Origin of the sequence: Streptomyces camponoticapitis, from assembly GCF_014646115.1 — a bacterium.
GTDB classification, from domain to species: domain Bacteria; phylum Actinomycetota; class Actinomycetes; order Streptomycetales; family Streptomycetaceae; genus Streptomyces; species Streptomyces camponoticapitis.
In genome coordinates, this window is the sequence record NZ_BMMV01000011.1 from 219,025 (window position 1) to 237,756 (window position 18,732).

An 18,732-nucleotide genomic window follows, 5' to 3' on the forward strand; every position below is an offset into this window, starting at 1 on the left:
GGCGGCGCGGTGTGCGAGCGGACAGCGGGCGAGTCGCGGCGCAATCACCCGTCTGCCGGGGGCACCGCCGGGGGCCGGGCGGGCGCCACGTCGCGCAGCAGGTGCGTGAACGCGGCCTCGTCGACGACCGGCGTGCCGTACTCCGCCGCCTTCACCGTCTTGGACGTCGCCGAGCGGGGATCGTTCGTCACGAGCAGGCTCGTCTTCCGCGAGACGCTGGTGGCGACATGCAGCCCCGCCTCGATGGCCCGGTCCTCCAGCAGCTCACGGTCGACCGACGTGTCACCCGAGAAGGCCACCCGCATCCCCTGCGCGAGCGGCTTGTCGCTCTCGTACCGCCCGGGGTTCGGATACGGACAGGGCGGCAGCCGGCGCGACGGCCGCCAGGTCGCCGGTCGGTACGCCGGCTGATGGCCGATCAGCGGCTTCGCCGGGCTGTCCGACCACTCCGTGAGCGGCAGGCATTCGAGCAGCGGCAGCCGCACCCCGTCCCGGGCCGCCGCGTGCAGGCTCGGCCGGAACGCCTCCGCGAGCACCCGCGCGTCGTCCAGCGCGTGGTGCGCCCGCCGCTGCGCGACGCCGAAGTGCTTGGCGAGCGTGGCCAACTTGTGGTTGGGCAGCGGTAGTCGGAGCTCCTTGGCGAGCGCGATGGTGCACAGCCGCTGACGCGTGGGCGCGATCGCCTTCGCGCGCGCGTACTCCCGGGAGATCATCGACCAGTCGAAGAACGCGTTGTGCGCGACGAGCACCCGGTCCGCCAGCCGCTCGGAGAACTCCCGCGCGACATCCCTGAACAGCGGGGCGTCCGCCAGCACTTCGGTCGTCAGTCCGTGGATCCAGACCGGCCCCGGGTCCCGCTCGGGGTTGACCAGCGTGTACCAGTGGTCCTCGACGTCGCCCCGCGCGTCCAGCCGGTACACGGCCGCGGACACTATCCGGTCGTCGCGGGCGAGTCCGGTGGTCTCCACGTCGACGACCGCGTATCCCTCGGGGTACGCGGCCGGCCACATCGTCGAAGTCGCGGGGTCGTCGAGCATGGTCACAGAGAATACGGGCCACGACTGACAGTCCGTGACGCGCCTCTGACCAGCCGTCGCCCGGTCCGCACGGCACGGGTGCTGACGGGCCGTCCGGTCACCCGTTGGTGGAAGTCACCAAAATCCGCTGACAGGATGTCTCATATACTTGTCAGTAACAACATCTAGCCGGGGCCGCGCACCCGCCCCTACGGTGCTTGGCATGCCCCCGAACCTGCCCGATGTCGTGCTGTGGTCGATCCCCGCCTTCGTCCTGCTCACCCTGGTCGAAGTGGTGAGTTACCGGCTCCATCCCGACGAGGACGCGGCCGGGTACTCGGGCAAGGACGCCGCCACCAGCCTCTCCATGGGGCTCGGCAGCCTCGGTTTCGACCTCCTGTGGAAGATCCCCGTCGTGGCGGTCTACACGGCGGCGTACGAACTGACGCCCCTGCGGGTCCCCGTCCTGTGGTGGACGATCCCGCTGATGCTGCTCGCGCAGGACTTCTTCTACTACTGGTCGCACCGCGGCCACCATGTCGTGCGGATCCTCTGGGCCTGCCACGTGGTGCACCACTCCAGCCGCAAGTTCAACCTCAGCACCGCGCTGCGCCAGCCCTGGACCTCGCTCACCGTCTGGCCGTTCTACCTCCCGTTCATCCTGCTCGGTGCCCATCCCGCGGCGCTCGCCTTCTGCTCGTCCGCCAACCTCGTCTACCAGTTCTGGGTGCACACCGAGCGGATCGACAAGCTGCCGCGGCCCTTCGAGTACGTCCTGAACACGCCCTCCCACCACCGGGTGCACCACGCCTCCCAGGGCGGCTATCTGGACCGCAACTTCGGCGGGATCCTGATCGTCTGGGACCGTCTCTTCGGCTCCTTCGCGGCCGAGACCGAGCGGCCCGTCTACGGGCTCACGAAGAACATAGAGACCTACAACCCGCTGCGGGTCGCCACCCACGAGTACGCCGCCATCGCACGCGACGTACGGGCCGCCCGCGACTGGCGCGAACGGGCCGGACGGGTGTTCCGGGGGCCCGGCTGGCAGCCCGAGTGAGCCGCCGCCTCACGAAGCCGCTCCTGGTGGCCTTCGCACTGGCCGCCGTGGGCGAGCTGGTCTGCGTAGCCGTCGGCTCACGTACCGGTCAACTCGTCGCCAAGCCCCTGCTGATGCCGCTCCTCGCCGCGTACGTGGCCGCCCGGGGCGGGCCTCGGCCGCTCGTCGCCGCGCTGCTCCTCGGCTGGGGCGGCGACGTGTTCCTGCTCTCCTCCGCCGACGGGGCGTTCCTCGCGGGCATGGGGTGCTTCGCCGCCGGACACCTCTGCTATCTGGCGCTGTTCGGCCGCGCCCGTACGCGTGCCGACCTGGCGGTGGGATACGGCCTCGTGCTCGTCGTGACGCTCGCCCTGCTGTGGCCGGGCCTCCCCGCCCAACTGCGCGTCCCCGTGGCCGCCTACAGCCTGCTGCTGGCCGCCATGGCCTACCGGGCGACCGCTCTCGGACCGCTCGCCGGGGCGGGCGGCGCGCTCTTCCTGCTCTCCGACACGCTCATCGCCACCGGTGTCGCCGAGTGGCCCCGGCCGCCGGGCGCCGATCTGTGGATCATGCTGACCTACGTCGCGGCCCAGGCCCTGCTCACGGCGGGCGTCCTGCGGGGCCGCACCGGCGCCCCGCCCGCCGCGCGGAGCCCGACGGCCGGCGCCGTGCACGACTGAGCGGGCCGCCCCACCGGGACGGCCCGCTCAGCTACTCACGCAGCCGTGCTCAGCGGCGGACGGCGTCCAGCGCGTCGACCACGCCGACACCGTAGAAGCCGTTCTTGTACTTGCTGCCCTCGCACACCGCGTCGACGGTGCCGTCACCGTCGATGTCGTACGGGTTGGTGCACGACGTCGCGTCGGCCTGGACGTTCAGCAACGTCTTGACCAGCCACGGCGAGGCGTACGGGTGGGTCGACTTGATCAGCGCCGCGACACCCGCCGCGTGCGGGGACGCCATCGACGTACCGCCCTTGTAGCCGAAGCCACCACCGGGCAGCGTGCTCAGGATCAGACCGTTGACGGCGGGCGCCTCCGGCGTCTGATACACCGTGAGGTCGCCACCGGGCGCCGCGACGTCGATGACCCCGTTGCCGTAGTTGGAGTACGACGCCTTCAGGTTCTTCGCACCGGTCGCGGAGACCGTGACGACACCCGACACCTGGGACGGGATGTCCAGGCACTCGTCCGGGTCGATCACACGGTCGCCCGGAGTGGTGTCGTTCGGGCTGGAACCGTCGGTGAGTTCGTCGGCGGCCAGATCCATGTCGGAGTTGCCGGCGGCGGCGACATTCACGATGCCCTTGCCCTCGGCGTACCGGGTGGCCCGCGTGACGGCGTCGGCCAGGGCCTTCTGGTCCGGGTCGTCCTCGCAGTTGAACAGCCACGGGTCGGTGTAGTAGCTGTTGTTCGTCACATCGACGCCGTGCTCGGCGGCCCAGACGAAGCCGCAGACGACCGCCTCGGTGTAGAAGAAGCCGTCGGGCTGCGACACCTTGATGCCCGAGACCTTCACGCCCGGAGCGACACCGGTGACACCGGTGCCGTTCTTGGCCGCGGCGATCGTGCCCGCGACGTGCGTGCCGTGGTCACTCTCCCCGGGGCCGGGACGCCAGGCGCCGTCCGCCGTGTTGGGCGTACCGCCCACACAGCTGACCGACGCGCGACGGTCGAAGTTCGGCGCGAGGTCGGGGTGGGTGTCGTCGACACCCGTGTCGATCACACCGACCGTGACCTTGCTGCTGCCGAGCGACTTCTTGTGCGCCTTGTCGGCCTTGATGGCCGGCAGGTCCCACTGGAGGGGCTCCAGCGCGTCCTGCTCGTCGGACGCCTTCGCCGTGGCGGCTTTCGCCTCCTTGGCGGACAGCGGCTGCTCGGCCTCGATGTCCGTGGTGGTCTGGGCCGTCAGCGGCTTCGTACGGGTGGCTCCCGCCGAAGCGACGCCCCGGACCTTGCGGATCGTCTGACCGAACTCCGGGTTCTGCGAGTGGACGACGATGACGCCTATCTGGTCATAGGCGATCACCACTGTTCCGCCGGCCTTGGTGATGGCTTTCTTCACCGACTTGACGGTGGAGTGCCCGCCGTTGGTGTTCACGACGTACGACAGCTTCGGGCCGTCCGTCGACACAGCGGCCGGGATGTCGTCGACCGGCGCCGCCGACGCGGACCCGGCCGGCAGGAAGCCGAGCGAGGCGATGAGCGCCAGACCGACGGGCAGAGCCAGTGCGTGCCGCCGTCTGGATCTCAGATGAGCCATGGGTTCTCCACATCATCCGTGAGGCCGCCCCTGCGCACAGCGCGCATGGACGGGTACATGACGAGCGAAGCTATCGCTGATCATCCCTGCTCATCAATGATTTCGGTCAGAAAATCGCCGGTGTTGAACCACTTCGACGTGCTCTCCGTGCCGTTGTCAGGGGGTGGACAACATCACCCCTTCAGTCAGCGTCCCCCCGACCACCCCTATCGCACCCGCGTCACGAGGAGATTCCGTGGCTACCGATGGACCGCCGCCGCCCAAGGGCAACTCGGACCCCAGCACCCCTGCCCAGCCCACGACAGCACAGTTCGTAGAGGTCCAGGAGAGCGCCGAATTCGGCGAACTGCGCCGTACCTACCGCTCCTTCGCCTTCCCCCTGACCATCGCCTTCATCGCCTGGTACCTGCTCTACGTGCTGCTGTCCAACTACGCCGGCGGCTTCATGGGTACCAAGCTCTTCGGCAACATCAACGTCGCCTTCGTCTTCGGCCTCGGTCAGTTCCTCACCACGTTCCTCATCGCCTGGTTCTACTCGAAGTTCGCATCGCAGAAGCTCGACCCCAAGGGCGCGGCGATCAAGTCCCGTATGGAGGCCGACCTGTGAGCCCGACCATCCAGCTGACCGAGGCCGCGGGAATCCAGCTGGCGGCCAACACCGACGCCAGCGAGCACCGGCCGCTGATCATCACGCTCTTCGCGCTGTTCGTCATCGCGACCCTCGTCATCACCGTCTGGGCCGGCCGGCAGACCAAGAGCGCCGCCGACTTCTACGCGGGCGGCCGCCAGTTCACCGCCTTCCAGAACGGCCTCGCCGTCTCCGGCGACTACATGTCCGCCGCCTCCTTCCTCGGTATCGCCGGCGCCATCGCCCTCTTCGGCTACGACGGCTTCCTCTACTCCATCGGCTTCCTGGTCGCCTGGCTCGTCGCGCTGCTGCTGGTCGCCGAACCGCTGCGCAACTCCGGCCGCTACACCATGGGCGACGTCCTCGCCTACCGGATGCGCCAGCGCCCGGTCCGTACGGCGGCGGGCGCCTCCACGATCGTCGTCTCGATCTTCTACCTGCTCGCCCAGATGGCCGGCGCGGGTGTGCTCGTCTCCCTGCTGCTCGGCATCACCAGCGACGCGGGCAAGATCCTGATCGTCGCCCTGGTCGGCATCCTGATGATCGTCTACGTGACCATCGGCGGCATGAAGGGCACCACCTGGGTCCAGATGGTCAAGGCCGTCCTGCTCATCGCGGGCACCCTGCTCATCACCTTCCTGGTCCTGCTCAAGTTCAACTTCAACATCTCCGACCTGCTCGGCTCCGCCGCTTCCAACAGCGGCAAGGGCTCGGCGTTCCTGGAGCCGGGACTCAAGTACGGCCTGACCGAGACCTCGAAGCTCGACTTCATCTCGCTGGGCATCGCGCTCGTCCTCGGCACCGCCGGTCTGCCGCACATCCTGATCCGCTTCTACACCGTGCCCACGGCCAAGGCGGCCCGTAAGTCGGTCAACTGGGCCATCGGCATCATCGGCGGCTTCTACCTGATGACCATCGCCCTGGGCTTCGGCGCCGCGGCGCTGCTCACCCCGAAGGAGATCACCGACTCCAACCCGGCGGGCAACACGGCCGCGCCACTGCTCGCGATGGAGATCGGCGGCGGCGGAGACTCCACCGGCGGCGCCATCCTGCTCGCCATCATCTCCGCGGTCGCCTTCGCCACCATCCTCGCGGTCGTGGCCGGTCTGACGCTGGCGTCCTCGTCGTCCTTCGCGCACGACATCTACGCCAACGTCATCCGCCGGGGCAAGGCCACCGAGAAGGAGGAGGTGCGCGCGGCCCGCTGGGCGACCGTCGCCATCGGCGTCGTCTCCATCGCGCTCGGCGCCCTCGCCCGCGACCTGAACGTCGCCGGCCTGGTGGCCCTCGCCTTCGCGGTCGCCGCCTCCGCCAACCTGCCGACGCTTCTGTACAGCCTCTTCTGGAAGCGGTTCACCACCGTCGGCGCGCTCTGGTCGATCTACGGCGGTCTCGCCTCGTCCGTCCTGCTGGTGCTGTTCTCGCCGGTCGTCTCCTCCAAGCCCAGCTCGATGTTCCCCGGCGTGGACTTCGCCTTCTTCCCGCTGGAGAACCCGGGACTGATCTCGATCCCGCTGGGCTTCCTGCTCGGCTGGCTCGGATCGGTCCTCTCCAAGGAGGAGCCCGACGTCAAGAAGTACGCCGAGCTGGAGGTCAAGTCGCTCACCGGCACCGGAGCGCACTGATCCGGTCCCTTCACTGATCGAATTCAATCGAAGAGCGGGCCTTTGGCGTGGCCGCGTCGTAGAGTCCTACGACGCGGCCACGCCTCTCCTCGTGGCAAACGGACCCTGTGGATGTCACAGGTCTGCCGTACGCTCGGAAGATCGGCTGCTACGAGCACCGAGACGCCAGTCCCAGAGGTACCAGAGGCACCACGAGGAAGGGGGCTCACGAGTGCTCATCGACACTTACGGCCGGGTGGCGACCGACCTGCGAGTCTCGCTCACCGACAAGTGCAATCTCCGGTGTACGTACTGCATGCCGGAAGAGGGCCTGCAGTGGCTCGCGAAGCCGGATCTCCTCACCGACGACGAAATCGTCAGACTCGTCCGTATCGCCGTGACCCGGCTCGGCGTGCGCGACGTCCGCTTCACCGGCGGTGAGCCGCTGCTGCGACCCGGCCTCGTCGGGATCGTCGAGCGGTGCGCCGCCCTCGCACCCCGCCCCAAGATGTCCGTGACGACCAACGGCATAGGGCTGAAGCGCACGGCGGAGGCGCTCAAGAGCGCCGGTCTCGACCGGGTGAACGTCTCGCTCGACACCCTGCGCCCCGACGTCTTCAAGACCCTCACCAGGCGCGACCGCCACCAGGACGTGCTCGACGGGCTGGCCGCCGCGCGCGACGCGGGCCTGACCCCCGTCAAGGTCAACACCGTCCTGATGCCGGGACTCAACGACGACGAGGCCCCCGAGCTGCTGGCCTGGGCCGTGGAGAACGGCTACGAGCTGCGCTTCATCGAGCAGATGCCCCTCGACGCCCAGCACGGCTGGAAGCGTGACGGCATGATCACCGCGGGCGACATCCTCCAGTCGCTGAGCACCCGCTTCACGCTCACCGAGGAAGGCGGCGAGAAGCGCGGATCCGCCCCCGCCGAGCGCTGGCTCGTGGACGGCGGACCGCACCGGGTCGGTGTCATCGCCTCCGTCACCCGGCCGTTCTGCTCGGCCTGCGACCGCACCAGGCTCACCGCCGACGGTCAGGTCCGTTCGTGTCTGTTCGCCCGCGAGGAGACCGACCTGCGCGCGGCCCTGCGTTCGGACGCAACCGACGAGGCCGTCGCGACGCTCTGGAAGCTGGCGATGTGGGGCAAGAAGGCGGGCTCCGGCCTGGACGACCCGCTGTTCCTCCAGCCCGACCGGCCCATGTCAGCCATCGGCGGGTGAGGTGTCCCGCTCCCACTCGGCCAGGGTGACGACGTCCTTGAGGAAACCGCGGACACCGAGGAACGACGACAGGTGTTCGCGGTGCTCGTCGCAGGCCAGCCAGGTCTTCCGGCGCTCGGGCGTGTGCAGCTTGGGGTTGTTCCAGGCCAGTACCCACACGGCGGCGGCGCGGCAGCCCTTGGCCGAACAGACAGGTCCGTCGGGTCCGACGGAGGCGCCGGGAGATTCGAAGAGGTCCACGACCTCAAGCCTAGAGCGTGACGGGGGCGTGGCCGACAGCCGCTGATCCTGGGAGACCGGCCCCGAAAAAGGCGACGCCGAGCAGCCACGGGGGGAGCTGCCCGGCGTCGGTCCGTCGCTCCGACGGGGGATGCGGAGCGCCTACAAAGTATGTCACGGGTAACCGGCTCAAGTGCACTGGAACTTCATGATTGATCTGAGCTTTTCTTGAGCTTCGAGAGCGTTCGAGTCAACTCCGGCCGTGCGGGGGACCCGGGTGTTCGAAGTTCGCGGACCGCGCGCCGGATTCCGCTCCACCCGGCACGGGCGCGGGAGCGATCATCGGCCGGGCCGGCGGGGGCAGGTGGGTCGACGGCAGGGAACCGGCGTTCTCCCGGCCCCCGTTGGCGATGACCACGGCCACGTACGGCAGCAGGACGCCGAGCACGAGGCAGCCGATCGCCACATAACGCTCCACGTTCCACAGAGCCACGGCCAGGATCACCGCGAGCGTCCGCACCAGCATGGAGATGACATAGCGCCGCTGTCTGCCGCGCACGTCCTCGTCGAGCCCCCGCCTCGCTCCCGTGATACGGAAAACCTCGGTGCTGCGCTGCTTCCGCATCACGGTCCACCATCCGATTCCCTCGCCGGCCGCTCCCAGTGCCGGATCCGCTCCACGGTACGCCCGCCGTGCGCCTCCTACGAGAGGGGGTACCGCCTGATGGAGTCGCACCCTGTACCCGCACGTCACGTACGGCCCGGTACGCGGGTGGGCGTACCGGGCCGTATCGGGTGTCCCCGGCTCAGGAGGCCGTTTCCGCCGTGACCTCGATCGCGGCGAGGTTCTTCTTGCCGCGGCGCAGCACCAGCCAGCGTCCGTGCAGCAGCTCCCCGGCGTCCGGTACGGCCTCGGCGTCCGTGACCTTGGTGTTGTTCACGTACGCCCCGCCCTCCTTCACCGTGCGGCGGGCCGCCGACTTGCTCGACGCCAGGCCCACCTCGGTCAGCAGGTCCACCATCGGCGCCAGCTCCGCCACCCGCGCGTGCGGCACCTCGGACAGGGCCGCCGCCAGCGTTAGCGCGTCCAGCCCGGTCAGCTCACCCTGGCCGAACAGCGCCTTCGACGCCGCGACCACCCCGGCGCACTGCTCGGCGCCGTGGACGAGTGTCGTCAGCTCCTCGGCCAGCGCACGCTGCGCCGCCCGGGCCTGCGGACGCTCCTCGGTCAGCTTCTCCAGCTCCTCGATCTCCGCCCGGGTTTTGAAGCTGAAGATCCGCAGGAACTTGGAGACGTCCCGGTCGTCCGCGTTCAGCCAGAACTGGTAGAACGCGTACGGCGTCGTCCGCTCGGGGTCCAGCCAGACCGTGCCGGTCTCCGTCTTGCCGAACTTGGTGCCGTCGGCCTTCGTGATCAGCGGGGTCGCCAGGGCGTGCACCGACGCCTCGGGCTCGACCCGGTGGATCAGGTCCGTACCCGCCGTGAGATTGCCCCACTGGTCACTGCCGCCGGTCTGGAGCGTGCAGCCGTGGCGCCGGTACAGCTCCAGGAAGTCCATGCCCTGGAGGATCTGGTAGCTGAACTCGGTGTAGCTGATGCCCGCGTCGGAGTTCAGCCGCCGCGCGACCGCCTCCTTCGCGATCATCTTGTTGACCCGGAAGTACTTCCCGACGTCGCGCAGGAAGCTGATCGCCGACAGACCCGACGTCCAGTCCAGGTTGTTGACCATGGTCGCCGCGTACGGACCCTCGAAGTCCAGGTACCGCTCGATCTGCGCGCGCAGCCGTCCCACCCACTCGCCGACGACCTCGGGCTCGTTCAGCGTCCGCTCCGAGTTCGGCTTCGGGTCGCCGATCAGCCCCGTCGCCCCGCCGACCAGCCCCAGCGGACGGTTCCCCGCCAGCTGGATCCGGCGCATCGTGAGGATCTGGACCAGATTCCCCAGGTGGAGGCTGGGCGCGGTCGGGTCGAAGCCGCAATAGAACGTGACGGGGCCGTCCGCGAACGCCTTGCGCAATGCGTCCTCGTCGGTGGACAGGGCGATCAGCCCACGCCACCGCAGCTCGTCGACGATATCCGTCACGTTTCTCGCGTCTCCTTCGCTGAGTCAGGTCGGTCCGGCGTCCACGACGCCGGAACCCCTTCGAGGTTATACGCCCTGGCTGACCGAACTCATATTGAAATCAGGCACTCGCAGCGCGGGCATCGCGGCCCGGGTGAAGTAGTCGCCCCACTCGCGCGGCAGCGTCTTCTCCGTCCGGCCCGCCTCCGACGCGCGCGACAGCAGGTCCACCGGCGACTCGTTGAAGCGGAAGTTGTTCACCTCGCCGACGACCTCACCGTTCTCGACGAGATAGACGCCGTCCCTGGTGAGCCCCGTCAGCAGCAGCGTCGCCGGGTCGACCTCGCGGATGTACCACAGGCACGTCAGCAGCAGCCCGCGCGTGGTGCCGGCGACCATCTCCTCCAGCGAACGCTCACCGCCGCCGTCCAGGACCAGGTTGTCGACCGCGGGCGCCAGCGGCAGCCCGGTCAGCTCCGCGCTGTGCCGGCTGGTGACCAGCCGGTCCAGCCTGCCGTCCCGTACCCAGTCCGTGGCGGACAGCGGAAGACCGTTGTCGAACACCGACGAGTCGTCGCCCGACGCGTGCGCGATCACGAACGGCGCGGCTTCCAGACCCGGTTCGTTCGGATCACTGCGCAGCGCCAGCGGCAGCTCGGCGAGGGTGTCGCCGACGCGGGTGCCGCCGCCGGGCTTCGAGAAGACCGTACGGCCCTCGGCCGCGTCCCGCGCGGAGGACGACCACAGCTGGTAGATCAGCAGATCGGCCACCGCGGTGGGCGGCAGCAGCGTCTCGTACCGGCCCGCGGGCAGCTCGATACGGCGCTCCGCCCAGACCAGCCGCCGCGCCAGCTCGGCGTCGAGCGCCGCCGGATCCACATCCTTGAAGTCACGCGTCGACCGCCCCGCCCAGGCCGACCGCGAGCGGTCGGGGGACTTGGCGTTGAGCTCCAGCGTGCCGTTGGGCTGGTCGTGCCGGAGCCGTACACCCGTGGACGTACCGAGATACGTCGAGGTCAGCTCGTGGTTCGCGAAGCCGTACAGCTCACGGCCGCCGGCCCGGGCGCGCGCGAAGGACTCACCGAGCGCGGGCGCGAAGTCCGCGAAGACGGCGGACGTCGTCTCGGCCGGTTCGTCGGTGAAGTCCTCCGACACCGGACCGGCCTCCACGAGCGGGCGGGCGTCCTCGGCGGGGCCCGCACCACGCGCGGCGGCCTCGGCGGCGCGCACCAGGGGCTCCAACTCGTCGGCGGTGACGGCGGACCGCGACACCACACCGGAGGCGGTGCCCTCCTTGCCGTCGACGGTCGCGATGACGGTGAGCGTACGGCCCCGGGTCAGACCGTTGGTCGTCAGCGAGTTGCCCGCCCAGCGGAGGTTGGCCGTCGAGTGCTCGTCGGCGATGACCACGCAGCCGTCGGCGGTCGACAGTTCGAGGGCCCGCTCGACGATCTCGTGCGGCTTGCCACTGCTGCTCGTGCTCATCGTCCGGCCTCCTGCGTCGTGTTGAGACTGTGCCGACCCGGGGAGCGACCCCCGGACCCCCGTCCGATTCCCGTGGCCCGCGTCATCGTCCGGCCTCCTGCGTCGTGTTGAGGATGTTCACTCCGCGGAAGAGGGCGGAGGGGCAGCCGTGGGAGACCGCCGCGACCTGGCCCGGCTGGGCCTTGCCGCAGTTGAAGGCGCCGCCGAGCACATACGTCTGCGGTCCGCCCACGGCCTCCATCGAGCCCCAGAAGTCCGTCGTCGTCGCCTGGTAGGCCACGTCCCGCAGCTGGCCGGCGAGCTTGCCGTTCTCGATCCGGAAGAACCGCTGCCCGGTGAACTGGAAGTTGTAGCGCTGCATGTCGATCGACCACGAGCGGTCGCCGACCACATAGATCCCGCGCTCCACCCCGCCGATCAGATCCTCCGTGGCGAGCCCGCCCGGATCCGGCTTCAGCGACACGTTCGCCATGCGCTGCACCGGCACATGCCCCGGCGAGTCCCCGTACGCGCAGCCGTTGGAGCGGTCGAAGCCCGTGAGCTTCGCGATCCGCCGGTCCAGCTGGTAACCGACGAGCGTGCCGTCCTTGACGAGGTCCCACGACTGGGCCTCGACACCCTCGTCGTCGTACCCGATCGTCGCCAGACCGTGCTCGGCCGTCCGGTCACCCGTCACGTTCATGATCGACGAGCCGTACGCCAGCTTCCCCAGCTGGTCGAAGGTGGCGAAGGACGTACCGGCGTACGCCGCCTCGTACCCCAGCGCCCGGTCCAGTTCGGTCGCGTGCCCGATCGACTCGTGGATCGTCAGCCAGAGGTTCGACGGGTCGACCACCAGGTCGTACGTCCCCGCCTCGACACTCGGCGCGCGCATCTTCTCGGCGAGCAGCGCCGGGATCCGCTCCAGCTCGGAGTCCCAGTCCCAGCCGGTGCCCGTCAGATACTCCCAACCCCGGCCGACCGGCGGGGCGATGGTGCGCATCGAGTCGAACTCACCGGTCTCACCGTCCACCGCGACCGCCGAGAGCTGCGGGTGCAGCCTCACGCGCTGCTGTGTGGTGACGGTGCCCGCCGTGTCCGCGTAGAACTTGTTCTCGTGGACGGTCAGCAGCGAGGCGTCCACATGCGCGACACCCTCCGCGCGCAGCAACCGCGCGCTCCACTCCGCGAGAAGTCCACTCTTGTCCTCGTCGGGTACCTCGAAGGGGTCGATGTCGTACGCCGACACCCAGGTCTTCTCCGCGTGCACCGGCTCGTCGGCCAGCTCCACACGCTCGTCCGAACCCGCCGCCGCGATCACCTTCGCCGACAGCTTCGCCATCGCCACGGCCTGTCCCGCGACCCTGGCCGCGGCGTCCATCGTCAGGTCGACCCCCGAGGCGAACCCCCAGGCGCCGCCGTGCACGACACGTACCGCGTACCCGACATCGGTCGAGTCCGACGACCCGGCGGGCCTGGCGTCCCGCAGGCGCCAGTCCGCGCTCCGTACCCGCTCGAACCGGAAGTCGGCATGATCGGCGCCGAGCGCACGCGCCCTGGCGAGGGCCGCGTCGGCGAGCGCCCTCAGCGGCAGTGCCAGAAACGACTGATCTACCTCGTGGGGCACGTCGGCCTCCCTTTCACACGCCTCGGTAAAGGTGTCCGCAGTGAATCATGCGGTACGGAGCGGGGTTTCGCCGCGTTTATGTAGGGACCCCACAGTGACCGTACCGAGGCGCTGTCCATGCCCGAGTCCACGGACGGGCGGCTCGGGCGATAGGTTTTGCAGGTACCAGACAGCTACGAAAGGTGCTCCGTTGAGCCGCTCGGTTCTCGTCACCGGAGGAAACCGGGGCATCGGCCTTGCCATCGCCCTGGCTTTCGCCGGCAACGGCGACAAGGTCGCCATCACTTACCGCTCGGGCGAACCGCCCAAGGCCCTGACGGATTCGGGCTGCTTGGCCGTCCGCTGTGACATCACCGATTCCGAGCAGGTGGAGCAGGCCTACAAGGAGATCGAGGAGACGCACGGCCCCGTGGAGGTGCTGGTCGCCAACGCCGGCATCACCAAGGACCAGTTGCTGATGCGGATGTCGGAGGAGGACTTCACCTCCGTCCTCGACACCAACCTCACGGGCACCTTCCGGGTCGTCAAGCGCGCCAACCGCGCGATGCTGCGCGCCAGGCGCGGCCGCGTCGTCCTCATCTCGTCCGTGGTCGGGCTGCTCGGCTCGGCCGGCCAGGCGAACTACGCGGCCTCCAAGGCCGGCCTTGTCGGCTTCGCCCGCTCGCTCGCCCGTGAACTCGGCTCGCGCAACATCACGTTCAACGTCGTGGCGCCCGGTTTCGTCGACACCGACATGACCAACGTGCTCACCGACGAGCAGCGCCAGAACATCGTCGCCAACGTCCCCCTCGGCCGTTACGCACAGCCCGAGGAGATCGCGGCGGCGGTCCGCTTCCTCGCCTCGGACGACGCCGCGTACATCACTGGAGCCGTCATTCCCGTTGACGGCGGATTGGGCATGGGTCACTGATCACATGAGTGGAATCCTCGCCGGCAAGCGCATTCTCGTCACAGGCGTCCTCACCGACGCCTCCATCGCCTTCCACGCCGCCAAGGTGGCGCAGGAAGAGGGCGCGGACGTCATCCTCACCGGCTTCGGGCGCCTCTCGCTCGTCGAGCGCATCGCCAAGCGGCTGCCCAAGCCGGCCCCCGTCATCGAGGTGGACGTCACCAACCAGGAGCATCTGGACTCCCTCGCCGACCGGATCCGGGAGCACCAGGGCGAGGGTGCGAGCCTCGACGGCATCGTGCACTCGATCGCCTTCGGCCCGCAGGGAGTCTTCAACTTCCTGGAGGCGGAGTGGGAGGACGTCGGTACGGCGGTGCATGTCTCGGCGTACTCGCTCAAGTCGCTGACCATGGCCTGCCTTCCGCTGATGGAGCGCGGCGGCTCGGTCGTCGGCCTGACCTTCGACGCGCAGTTCGCCTGGCCCAAGTACGACTGGATGGGCATCGCCAAGGCGGCGCTCGAATCCACCAACCGCTATCTCGCGCGTGACCTGGGCGCCAAGAACATCCGCTGCAACCTGGTCTCGGCCGGCCCCCTCAGGTCCATGGCCGCCAAGTCCATCCCGGGCTTCGAGGAGCTGGCCGACGTGTGGAACCACCGCGCGCCCATCGGCTGGGACCTGTCCGACCCGGAGCCGACCGGCCGTGGTGTCGTCGGGCTGCTGTCCGACTTCTTCCCGAAGACGACGGGCGAGATCCTGCACGTCGACGGCGGCGTCCACATGATGGGTGCCTGAGCGAAGACAGCTCGACCACGGAACCGCGTGACCGCCCCACGGCGGCACGCGGTTCCGTGCGTCGTACAGCCTCGACCGTCACTTTCCGTGACCGTAGGAGTCGAGAAGAGCGACAACTCCCCGCACACTGATCGGGGAGGAGGTGTCGCTGTGTACCGGAAAGCGCGCAAGGCGGCTGCCTCGCTGACGGCGGCGGTGCTGATCGTGGCGGGCCTCGCCGTCACGGCAGTCGTACGGGACGAGTCGCCGCCCCCGGCGGCCAGGACCTCGGCGGCGGACGTACTGGGTGTCGACCGCGTCGCGGTGGACGCGGACAGTGACGACGCCCACGAGGCCGACGACTCCCACGACACCAACGGCGCCGACGGCCCCGACGGCGTGCGCGACCGTCGGGACGGGCGCGACAAGGAGCGCGAGCGTGAACCGTTCGGGGCTTCCTGCCGTACGGCGGCCGAGGGCTCCGTGGTGACCGCGTTCTGCCACAACCCGTACCCGGAGACCGACCGGGTCCAGCTGCACATCGAGTGCGCGCGCTGGTGGGACGTCGACTCCGACAGCGCGCCCGCGGAGGCCCGGCCCGCCGGCTACGTCCGGCTCACCGGGCGCTGCTGGAAAGAGATCGAATCGGCCTGGGTCAGCCACGCGCGCGTGGTGCCCTGACCGGGGCTCCCGGCCGCCCTCAGGCCGTCTCGCGCAGACAGCTGAAGGCGTGGCTCGCCGCCTCCGCGCCCGCCGTTTCGGTGTCCCCCGCCCTGATGGCCTCCACCAGCCGCGAGTGGTCCAGATGGAACGCGGGGCGCAGCTCACGGCCCACATCGGCGCGCAGACCGTCGCGCAGCAGATCGCTCAGATCCGCGTAGAGCGCGGTGAGCACCTCGTTGTGCGAGGCCGAGACCACCGCCAGGTGCAGGGTCGCGTCCGCGGCCACGAACAGATCGGCGTCCCCGCCGGCCCACGCCTCCTCGCGGCGCGCCAGCAATGTGTCCAGCTGCCGCACGTCCCGCTCCGTGCGGCGCTCGGCCGCCAGCCGGGCCGCCGAGGCTTCGAGGGTGGAGCGCACCTCCGCGATGTGCCGGGCGTCGGCGTCGGCGAACCTGCGGTGCATCACACCGGCGAGCTCACTCGTGGCGACGACATAGGTGCCCGAGCCCTGCCGGATGTCCAGGAGCCCGTTGTGCGCCAGCGCCCGGACCGCCTCGCGGACGGTGTTACGGGCCACGCCCAGCTGCTCGACCAGCTCGGGCTCGGTGGGGATGCGTGAGCCGACCGGCCATTCGCCCGACGTGATCTGGTTCCGCAGCTCGGTGATCACCTGATCGGAGAGCGCGGATCTCCGGGGAGAGGTCAGGGCCATGGTGCTCCAAGTTCTCGCTGCCGAGGGACGACGTGTGCCCGAGGTCCCGTGGATGACGTCAAGCGATTGGACAACCAATCATCCCATGATTCTATGATGGCTCCATGCTGGACGAGACCACGACCCCACTCCCGCTCCGGGAGGACGCCGCGCCCCTGCCCGCCGATTCTTCCGCACCGGTGCCCTCACCCGGGAAGACCGTGTGGCTGACGAGGCTCCTCGTCGTCGGGCTCGTCCTCGCGGCCGTCAATCTCCGCCCCGCCATCACCAGCCTCGGCGCGCTGCTCGAAGACGTACGCGTCGGACTCCATATGAGCGGCAGCGTCGCCGGCGTCCTCACCTCCGTCCCGGCGCTCTGTTTCGCCGTTTTCGGCGTCACGGCCCCGCGCCTGGCCCGCCGCTTCGGGCCCGCCACGGTGGTCTGCGCGGGAATGGTGGCCATCACGGCCGGTCTGCTGATCCGCCCTTTCACCACCGGCACGGCCGCCTTCCTCGCGGCGAGCGCGCTGGCGCTGATGGGGATAGCCGTCGGCAACGTGCTGATGCCGGTGATCGTGAAGCGGTACTTCCCCGACCGGGTCGGCACCATGACCGGCCTCTACTCGATGGCGCTGTCCGCGGGCACGGCCGTGGCGGCGGCCGCGACCGTCCCCATGACCTCGGCGCTGGGCGGCAGTTGGCGTCTCGGCCTGGGGCTGTGGGCGGTGGTCGCCGCCGTCGCCGTACTCCCGTGGGCGGCGCTTCTCGTACGCGACCGGAAGGCCACGGGGCGGCGGCCCGAGCGCGGGCGGGCGCCGGCCTCGGCGGCGCCGGCGGCGGGGCCGAGGATCGTCCGCAGCCCTACCGCCTGGGCGCTCGGCTGCTTCTTCGGCCTCCAGGCCACCGGCGCGTACATCACCATGGGCTGGATGCCGCAGATCTTCCGCGACGCGGGGGTTTCGGCGGGCACGGCGGGGCTGCTGCTCGCCGTCACGATGGTCATGGGCGTCCCGCTGGCCTTCGTGATCCCCCGGCTGGCCACCCGCATGAAGAACCAGGGTCCGATCGTGGTCGCCCTGGGAGCCTGCGGTCTGACCGGCTACGCGGGGCTCTTTCTCGCGCCCGCCGCCGGGGCCTGGGTGTGGGCGGTGCTCCTGGGCGTCTCCAACTGTGCCTTTCCGCTGGCACTCACGATGATCGGCATGCGCGCGAGGACGGGCGCCGGGGTCGTGCGGCTGTCCGCCTTCGCGCAGAGCACCGGCTATCTGATCTCCATTCCGGGTCCGCTGCTGGTGGGCGTGCTCTACCAGCACAGCGGCGGCTGGGAGCTGCCGATCACGCTGATGGGCGGGCTCATGGTGCCGCAGATCATTCTGGGGGTCGTCGCGGGCCGGGACCGCACGGTCGAGGACGAATGCTGAGATGAGAAACTGGGCGCATGCCAGTCCTTGATCCGAATCCCCAGAACGGCCAGAAGAAACTGCTGATGATGTTCGGCACGATCATCGGCATCATGGTCGTGATCGCCGTCATCGCCTCGATCGCCTCCCCCTGAGCGTCCCGGTGGGGGGTACGGCGAGTGAGCCGCCCGAAGGGAGGGTAGGGCTGGCCCCACCTCCCCCTAGGGGGTCAGGGTCAGGGTCAAGTGGGTGGGTCTCCGGATGGGAGCGGGGGCCGGTGATCCGTAGCTTTGAGGTACTTCAACCGCTGACCTACGGAGGCGGCCATGGCGGCCCCTACGCACACCCGGTCCCACCACTCGTCCCCCGACAGCGTCGACATCCGTCTGCCCTGGTGGGCGGTGGTGCTCCCGGCCCTCGCGTTCGCCGCGCTCCTGCTGCTGATGGCCGGTCCCGTCCCGGCCGGCGCCGCGGCGAGCGAGCCCGGTGTCGGCGGTGTGGTGATCCAGATCCAGCAGACGCTCGCCCGCTAGTGGCGTCGTAGTCACGCTCCCCCCTGTCGGGCGGCCCCTTCAACACCCCGCGCCTGACGGCGCATTTCGTGCGAAGCTGGGATGCATGAGCGTCGAAACACCCCGCAGGATTGTCCTACTCCGGCACGCGAAGGCCGACTGGCCCGACGTGGCCGACCACGAGAGGCCGCTCGCAGAGCGAGGCCGCGCGGACGCCCCGGTGTCCGGCCGCCGGATTGCGGAGACCGGCATCGCCTTCGACCTTGCCCTCTGCTCGACGGCGGCCCGTACGCGCGAGACCTGGAAACTGGCGGTGCACGAGTTGCCGTCACGGCCCAGGACCGTCTACGAGGACCGGTTGTACGACGCCACGCTCGGCGATCTCCTGGCACTGGTCACCGAGACGCCGGACGAGGTGAAGGATCTCCTTCTGATCGGCCACAACCCGGGTATGCACGCCCTCGCCGACGCTCTCTCGGCGCGCGCCGAGGGTGACGCGCTGGGCCGGCTGACCGCGAGCGCGTTCCCGACCTCGGCGTTCGCCGTCATCGAGATCGCGGGCTCGTGGAAGACCGTGGAGCCCGACGTGGGGACACTGCTCGAATACTGGGCCCCGCACGACTGACCACGCGCCTCTCCCACCCTCCCGACCGCCCCAACT

At 69.8% G+C, this 18,732-nt stretch carries 20 protein-coding genes; 12 read left to right on the forward strand and 8 right to left on the reverse strand.

Annotation, left to right across the window (positions count from 1 at the left end; genetic code table 11):
- Window positions 1-44: 44 nt before the first annotated feature.
- Window positions 45-1,043 (reverse strand): DEDDh family exonuclease, encoded by a 999-nt coding sequence (locus IEY79_RS19020; RefSeq protein ID WP_189108715.1) that lies wholly within the window; start codon window positions 1,041-1,043, stop codon window positions 45-47.
- A 196-nt stretch (window positions 1,044-1,239) separates the two neighbouring features.
- Here IEY79_RS19020 and IEY79_RS19025 point away from each other — a divergent pair, with 196 nt between their 5' ends.
- Window positions 1,240-2,073 carry a sterol desaturase family protein gene (locus tag IEY79_RS19025; RefSeq protein WP_189108716.1) on the forward strand — a complete coding sequence of 278 codons (834 nt, stop codon included), beginning with the start codon at window positions 1,240-1,242 and terminating at the stop codon, window positions 2,071-2,073.
- Window positions 2,070-2,732 carry a lysoplasmalogenase gene (locus IEY79_RS19030; protein ID WP_229700957.1) on the forward strand — a complete coding sequence of 221 codons (663 nt, stop codon included), beginning with the start codon at window positions 2,070-2,072 and terminating at the stop codon, window positions 2,730-2,732. The genes IEY79_RS19025 and IEY79_RS19030 overlap by 4 nt, the downstream gene beginning before the upstream one ends.
- A gap of 49 nt (window positions 2,733-2,781) precedes the next feature.
- Here IEY79_RS19030 and IEY79_RS19035 read toward each other — a convergent pair whose 3' ends face one another.
- Window positions 2,782-4,314, reverse strand: coding sequence for a S8 family peptidase (locus IEY79_RS19035; protein WP_189108717.1), 1,533 nt, complete (start codon window positions 4,312-4,314; stop codon window positions 2,782-2,784).
- 235 nt (window positions 4,315-4,549) lie between these two features.
- On the opposite strand from IEY79_RS19035, the gene IEY79_RS19040 reads away from it, so the two are divergent.
- The 3 genes from IEY79_RS19040 to moaA all read left to right on the forward strand — a co-directional run bounded on the left by IEY79_RS19040 (window position 4,550) and on the right by moaA (window position 7,768).
- Complete coding sequence (locus IEY79_RS19040; protein ID WP_189108718.1) at window positions 4,550-4,921, forward strand: DUF485 domain-containing protein; 372 nt, start codon at window positions 4,550-4,552, stop codon at window positions 4,919-4,921.
- On the forward strand, window positions 4,918-6,567 hold the full coding sequence (locus IEY79_RS19045) for a monocarboxylic acid transporter (RefSeq protein WP_373292579.1): 1,650 nt from the start codon (window positions 4,918-4,920) through the stop codon (window positions 6,565-6,567). The genes IEY79_RS19040 and IEY79_RS19045 overlap by 4 nt, the downstream gene beginning before the upstream one ends.
- 211 nt (window positions 6,568-6,778) lie before the next feature.
- Window positions 6,779-7,768, forward strand: a complete 990-nt coding sequence (gene moaA, locus IEY79_RS19050; RefSeq protein ID WP_229700958.1) for a GTP 3',8-cyclase MoaA — start codon at window positions 6,779-6,781, stop codon at window positions 7,766-7,768.
- On the opposite strand, the gene IEY79_RS19055 is transcribed toward moaA, so the two are convergent.
- The 5 genes from IEY79_RS19055 to IEY79_RS19075 all read right to left on the reverse strand — a co-directional run bounded on the left by IEY79_RS19055 (window position 7,751) and on the right by IEY79_RS19075 (window position 13,141).
- The gene (locus IEY79_RS19055) at window positions 7,751-8,008 is read right to left on the reverse strand and encodes a hypothetical protein (protein WP_189108719.1); all 258 of its coding nucleotides are present in this window, start codon (window positions 8,006-8,008) and stop codon (window positions 7,751-7,753) included. The genes moaA and IEY79_RS19055 overlap by 18 nt on opposite strands.
- A 229-nt stretch (window positions 8,009-8,237) precedes the next feature.
- Window positions 8,238-8,612: a DUF3099 domain-containing protein gene (locus tag IEY79_RS19060; protein ID WP_189108720.1), complete on the reverse strand. Its 375-nt coding sequence runs from the start codon at window positions 8,610-8,612 to the stop codon at window positions 8,238-8,240.
- Between the two features lie 181 nt (window positions 8,613-8,793).
- Window positions 8,794-10,071 (reverse strand): tyrosine--tRNA ligase, encoded by a 1,278-nt coding sequence (tyrS, locus tag IEY79_RS19065; RefSeq protein WP_189108721.1) that lies wholly within the window; start codon window positions 10,069-10,071, stop codon window positions 8,794-8,796.
- A 66-nt stretch (window positions 10,072-10,137) separates the two neighbouring features.
- Window positions 10,138-11,535: a metallopeptidase TldD-related protein gene (locus tag IEY79_RS19070; protein ID WP_189108722.1), complete on the reverse strand. Its 1,398-nt coding sequence runs from the start codon at window positions 11,533-11,535 to the stop codon at window positions 10,138-10,140.
- Window positions 11,536-11,617: 82 nt separating this feature from the next.
- Window positions 11,618-13,141 (reverse strand): TldD/PmbA family protein, encoded by a 1,524-nt coding sequence (locus tag IEY79_RS19075; RefSeq protein ID WP_189108723.1) that lies wholly within the window; start codon window positions 13,139-13,141, stop codon window positions 11,618-11,620.
- Window positions 13,142-13,331: 190 nt separating this feature from the next.
- On the opposite strand from IEY79_RS19075, the gene fabG reads away from it, so the two are divergent.
- The 3 genes from fabG (at window position 13,332) to IEY79_RS19090 (ending at window position 15,486) form a co-directional block, all read left to right on the forward strand.
- Window positions 13,332-14,051 (forward strand): 3-oxoacyl-[acyl-carrier-protein] reductase, encoded by a 720-nt coding sequence (gene fabG, locus IEY79_RS19080; RefSeq protein WP_189108724.1) that lies wholly within the window; start codon window positions 13,332-13,334, stop codon window positions 14,049-14,051.
- A 4-nt stretch (window positions 14,052-14,055) separates the two neighbouring features.
- The gene (gene fabI, locus IEY79_RS19085; RefSeq protein ID WP_189108725.1) at window positions 14,056-14,826 is read left to right on the forward strand and encodes an enoyl-ACP reductase FabI; all 771 of its coding nucleotides are present in this window, start codon (window positions 14,056-14,058) and stop codon (window positions 14,824-14,826) included.
- 378 nt (window positions 14,827-15,204) lie between these two features.
- Window positions 15,205-15,486: a hypothetical protein gene (locus IEY79_RS19090; RefSeq protein ID WP_373292580.1), complete on the forward strand. Its 282-nt coding sequence runs from the start codon at window positions 15,205-15,207 to the stop codon at window positions 15,484-15,486.
- A 19-nt stretch (window positions 15,487-15,505) separates the two neighbouring features.
- On the opposite strand, the gene IEY79_RS19095 is transcribed toward IEY79_RS19090, so the two are convergent.
- On the reverse strand, window positions 15,506-16,180 hold the full coding sequence (locus IEY79_RS19095; protein WP_189108726.1) for a FadR/GntR family transcriptional regulator: 675 nt from the start codon (window positions 16,178-16,180) through the stop codon (window positions 15,506-15,508).
- A 104-nt stretch (window positions 16,181-16,284) separates the two neighbouring features.
- Between IEY79_RS19095 and IEY79_RS19100 the strand changes: the two genes are divergently transcribed.
- The 4 genes from IEY79_RS19100 (at window position 16,285) to IEY79_RS19110 (ending at window position 18,696) form a co-directional block, all read left to right on the forward strand.
- On the forward strand, window positions 16,285-17,580 hold the full coding sequence (locus tag IEY79_RS19100) for a CynX/NimT family MFS transporter (RefSeq protein WP_189108727.1): 1,296 nt from the start codon (window positions 16,285-16,287) through the stop codon (window positions 17,578-17,580).
- Window positions 17,581-17,597: 17 nt separating this feature from the next.
- Window positions 17,598-17,714, forward strand: coding sequence for an SGM_5486 family transporter-associated protein (locus IEY79_RS38025; protein WP_268240593.1), 117 nt, complete (start codon window positions 17,598-17,600; stop codon window positions 17,712-17,714).
- Window positions 17,715-17,885: 171 nt separating this feature from the next.
- Window positions 17,886-18,092, forward strand: a complete 207-nt coding sequence (locus IEY79_RS19105) for a hypothetical protein (protein WP_189108728.1) — start codon at window positions 17,886-17,888, stop codon at window positions 18,090-18,092.
- 85 nt (window positions 18,093-18,177) lie between these two features.
- Window positions 18,178-18,696, forward strand: a complete 519-nt coding sequence (locus IEY79_RS19110; RefSeq protein ID WP_189108729.1) for a SixA phosphatase family protein — start codon at window positions 18,178-18,180, stop codon at window positions 18,694-18,696.
- Window positions 18,697-18,732: the final 36 nt, after the last annotated feature.

Excerpts from the sequence above, each read along its gene's own strand:
- IEY79_RS19025 (WP_189108716.1), top strand. The coding sequence starts at position 1,240 with ATGCCCCCGAACCTGCCCGATGTCGTGCTGTGGTCGATCCCCGCCTTC.
- IEY79_RS19035 (WP_189108717.1), bottom strand. The coding sequence starts at position 4,314 with ATGGCTCATCTGAGATCCAGACGGCGGCACGCACTGGCTCTGCCCGTC.
- IEY79_RS19060 (WP_189108720.1), bottom strand. The coding sequence starts at position 8,612 with ATGCGGAAGCAGCGCAGCACCGAGGTTTTCCGTATCACGGGAGCGAGG.
- IEY79_RS19070 (WP_189108722.1), bottom strand. The coding sequence starts at position 11,535 with ATGAGCACGAGCAGCAGTGGCAAGCCGCACGAGATCGTCGAGCGGGCC.
- fabI (WP_189108725.1), top strand. The coding sequence starts at position 14,056 with ATGAGTGGAATCCTCGCCGGCAAGCGCATTCTCGTCACAGGCGTCCTC.
- IEY79_RS19095 (WP_189108726.1), bottom strand. The coding sequence starts at position 16,180 with ATGGCCCTGACCTCTCCCCGGAGATCCGCGCTCTCCGATCAGGTGATC.
- IEY79_RS19100 (WP_189108727.1), top strand. The coding sequence starts at position 16,285 with ATGCTGGACGAGACCACGACCCCACTCCCGCTCCGGGAGGACGCCGCG.
- IEY79_RS38025 (WP_268240593.1), top strand. The coding sequence starts at position 17,598 with ATGCCAGTCCTTGATCCGAATCCCCAGAACGGCCAGAAGAAACTGCTG.
- IEY79_RS19105 (WP_189108728.1), top strand. The coding sequence starts at position 17,886 with ATGGCGGCCCCTACGCACACCCGGTCCCACCACTCGTCCCCCGACAGC.
- IEY79_RS19110 (WP_189108729.1), top strand. The coding sequence starts at position 18,178 with ATGAGCGTCGAAACACCCCGCAGGATTGTCCTACTCCGGCACGCGAAG.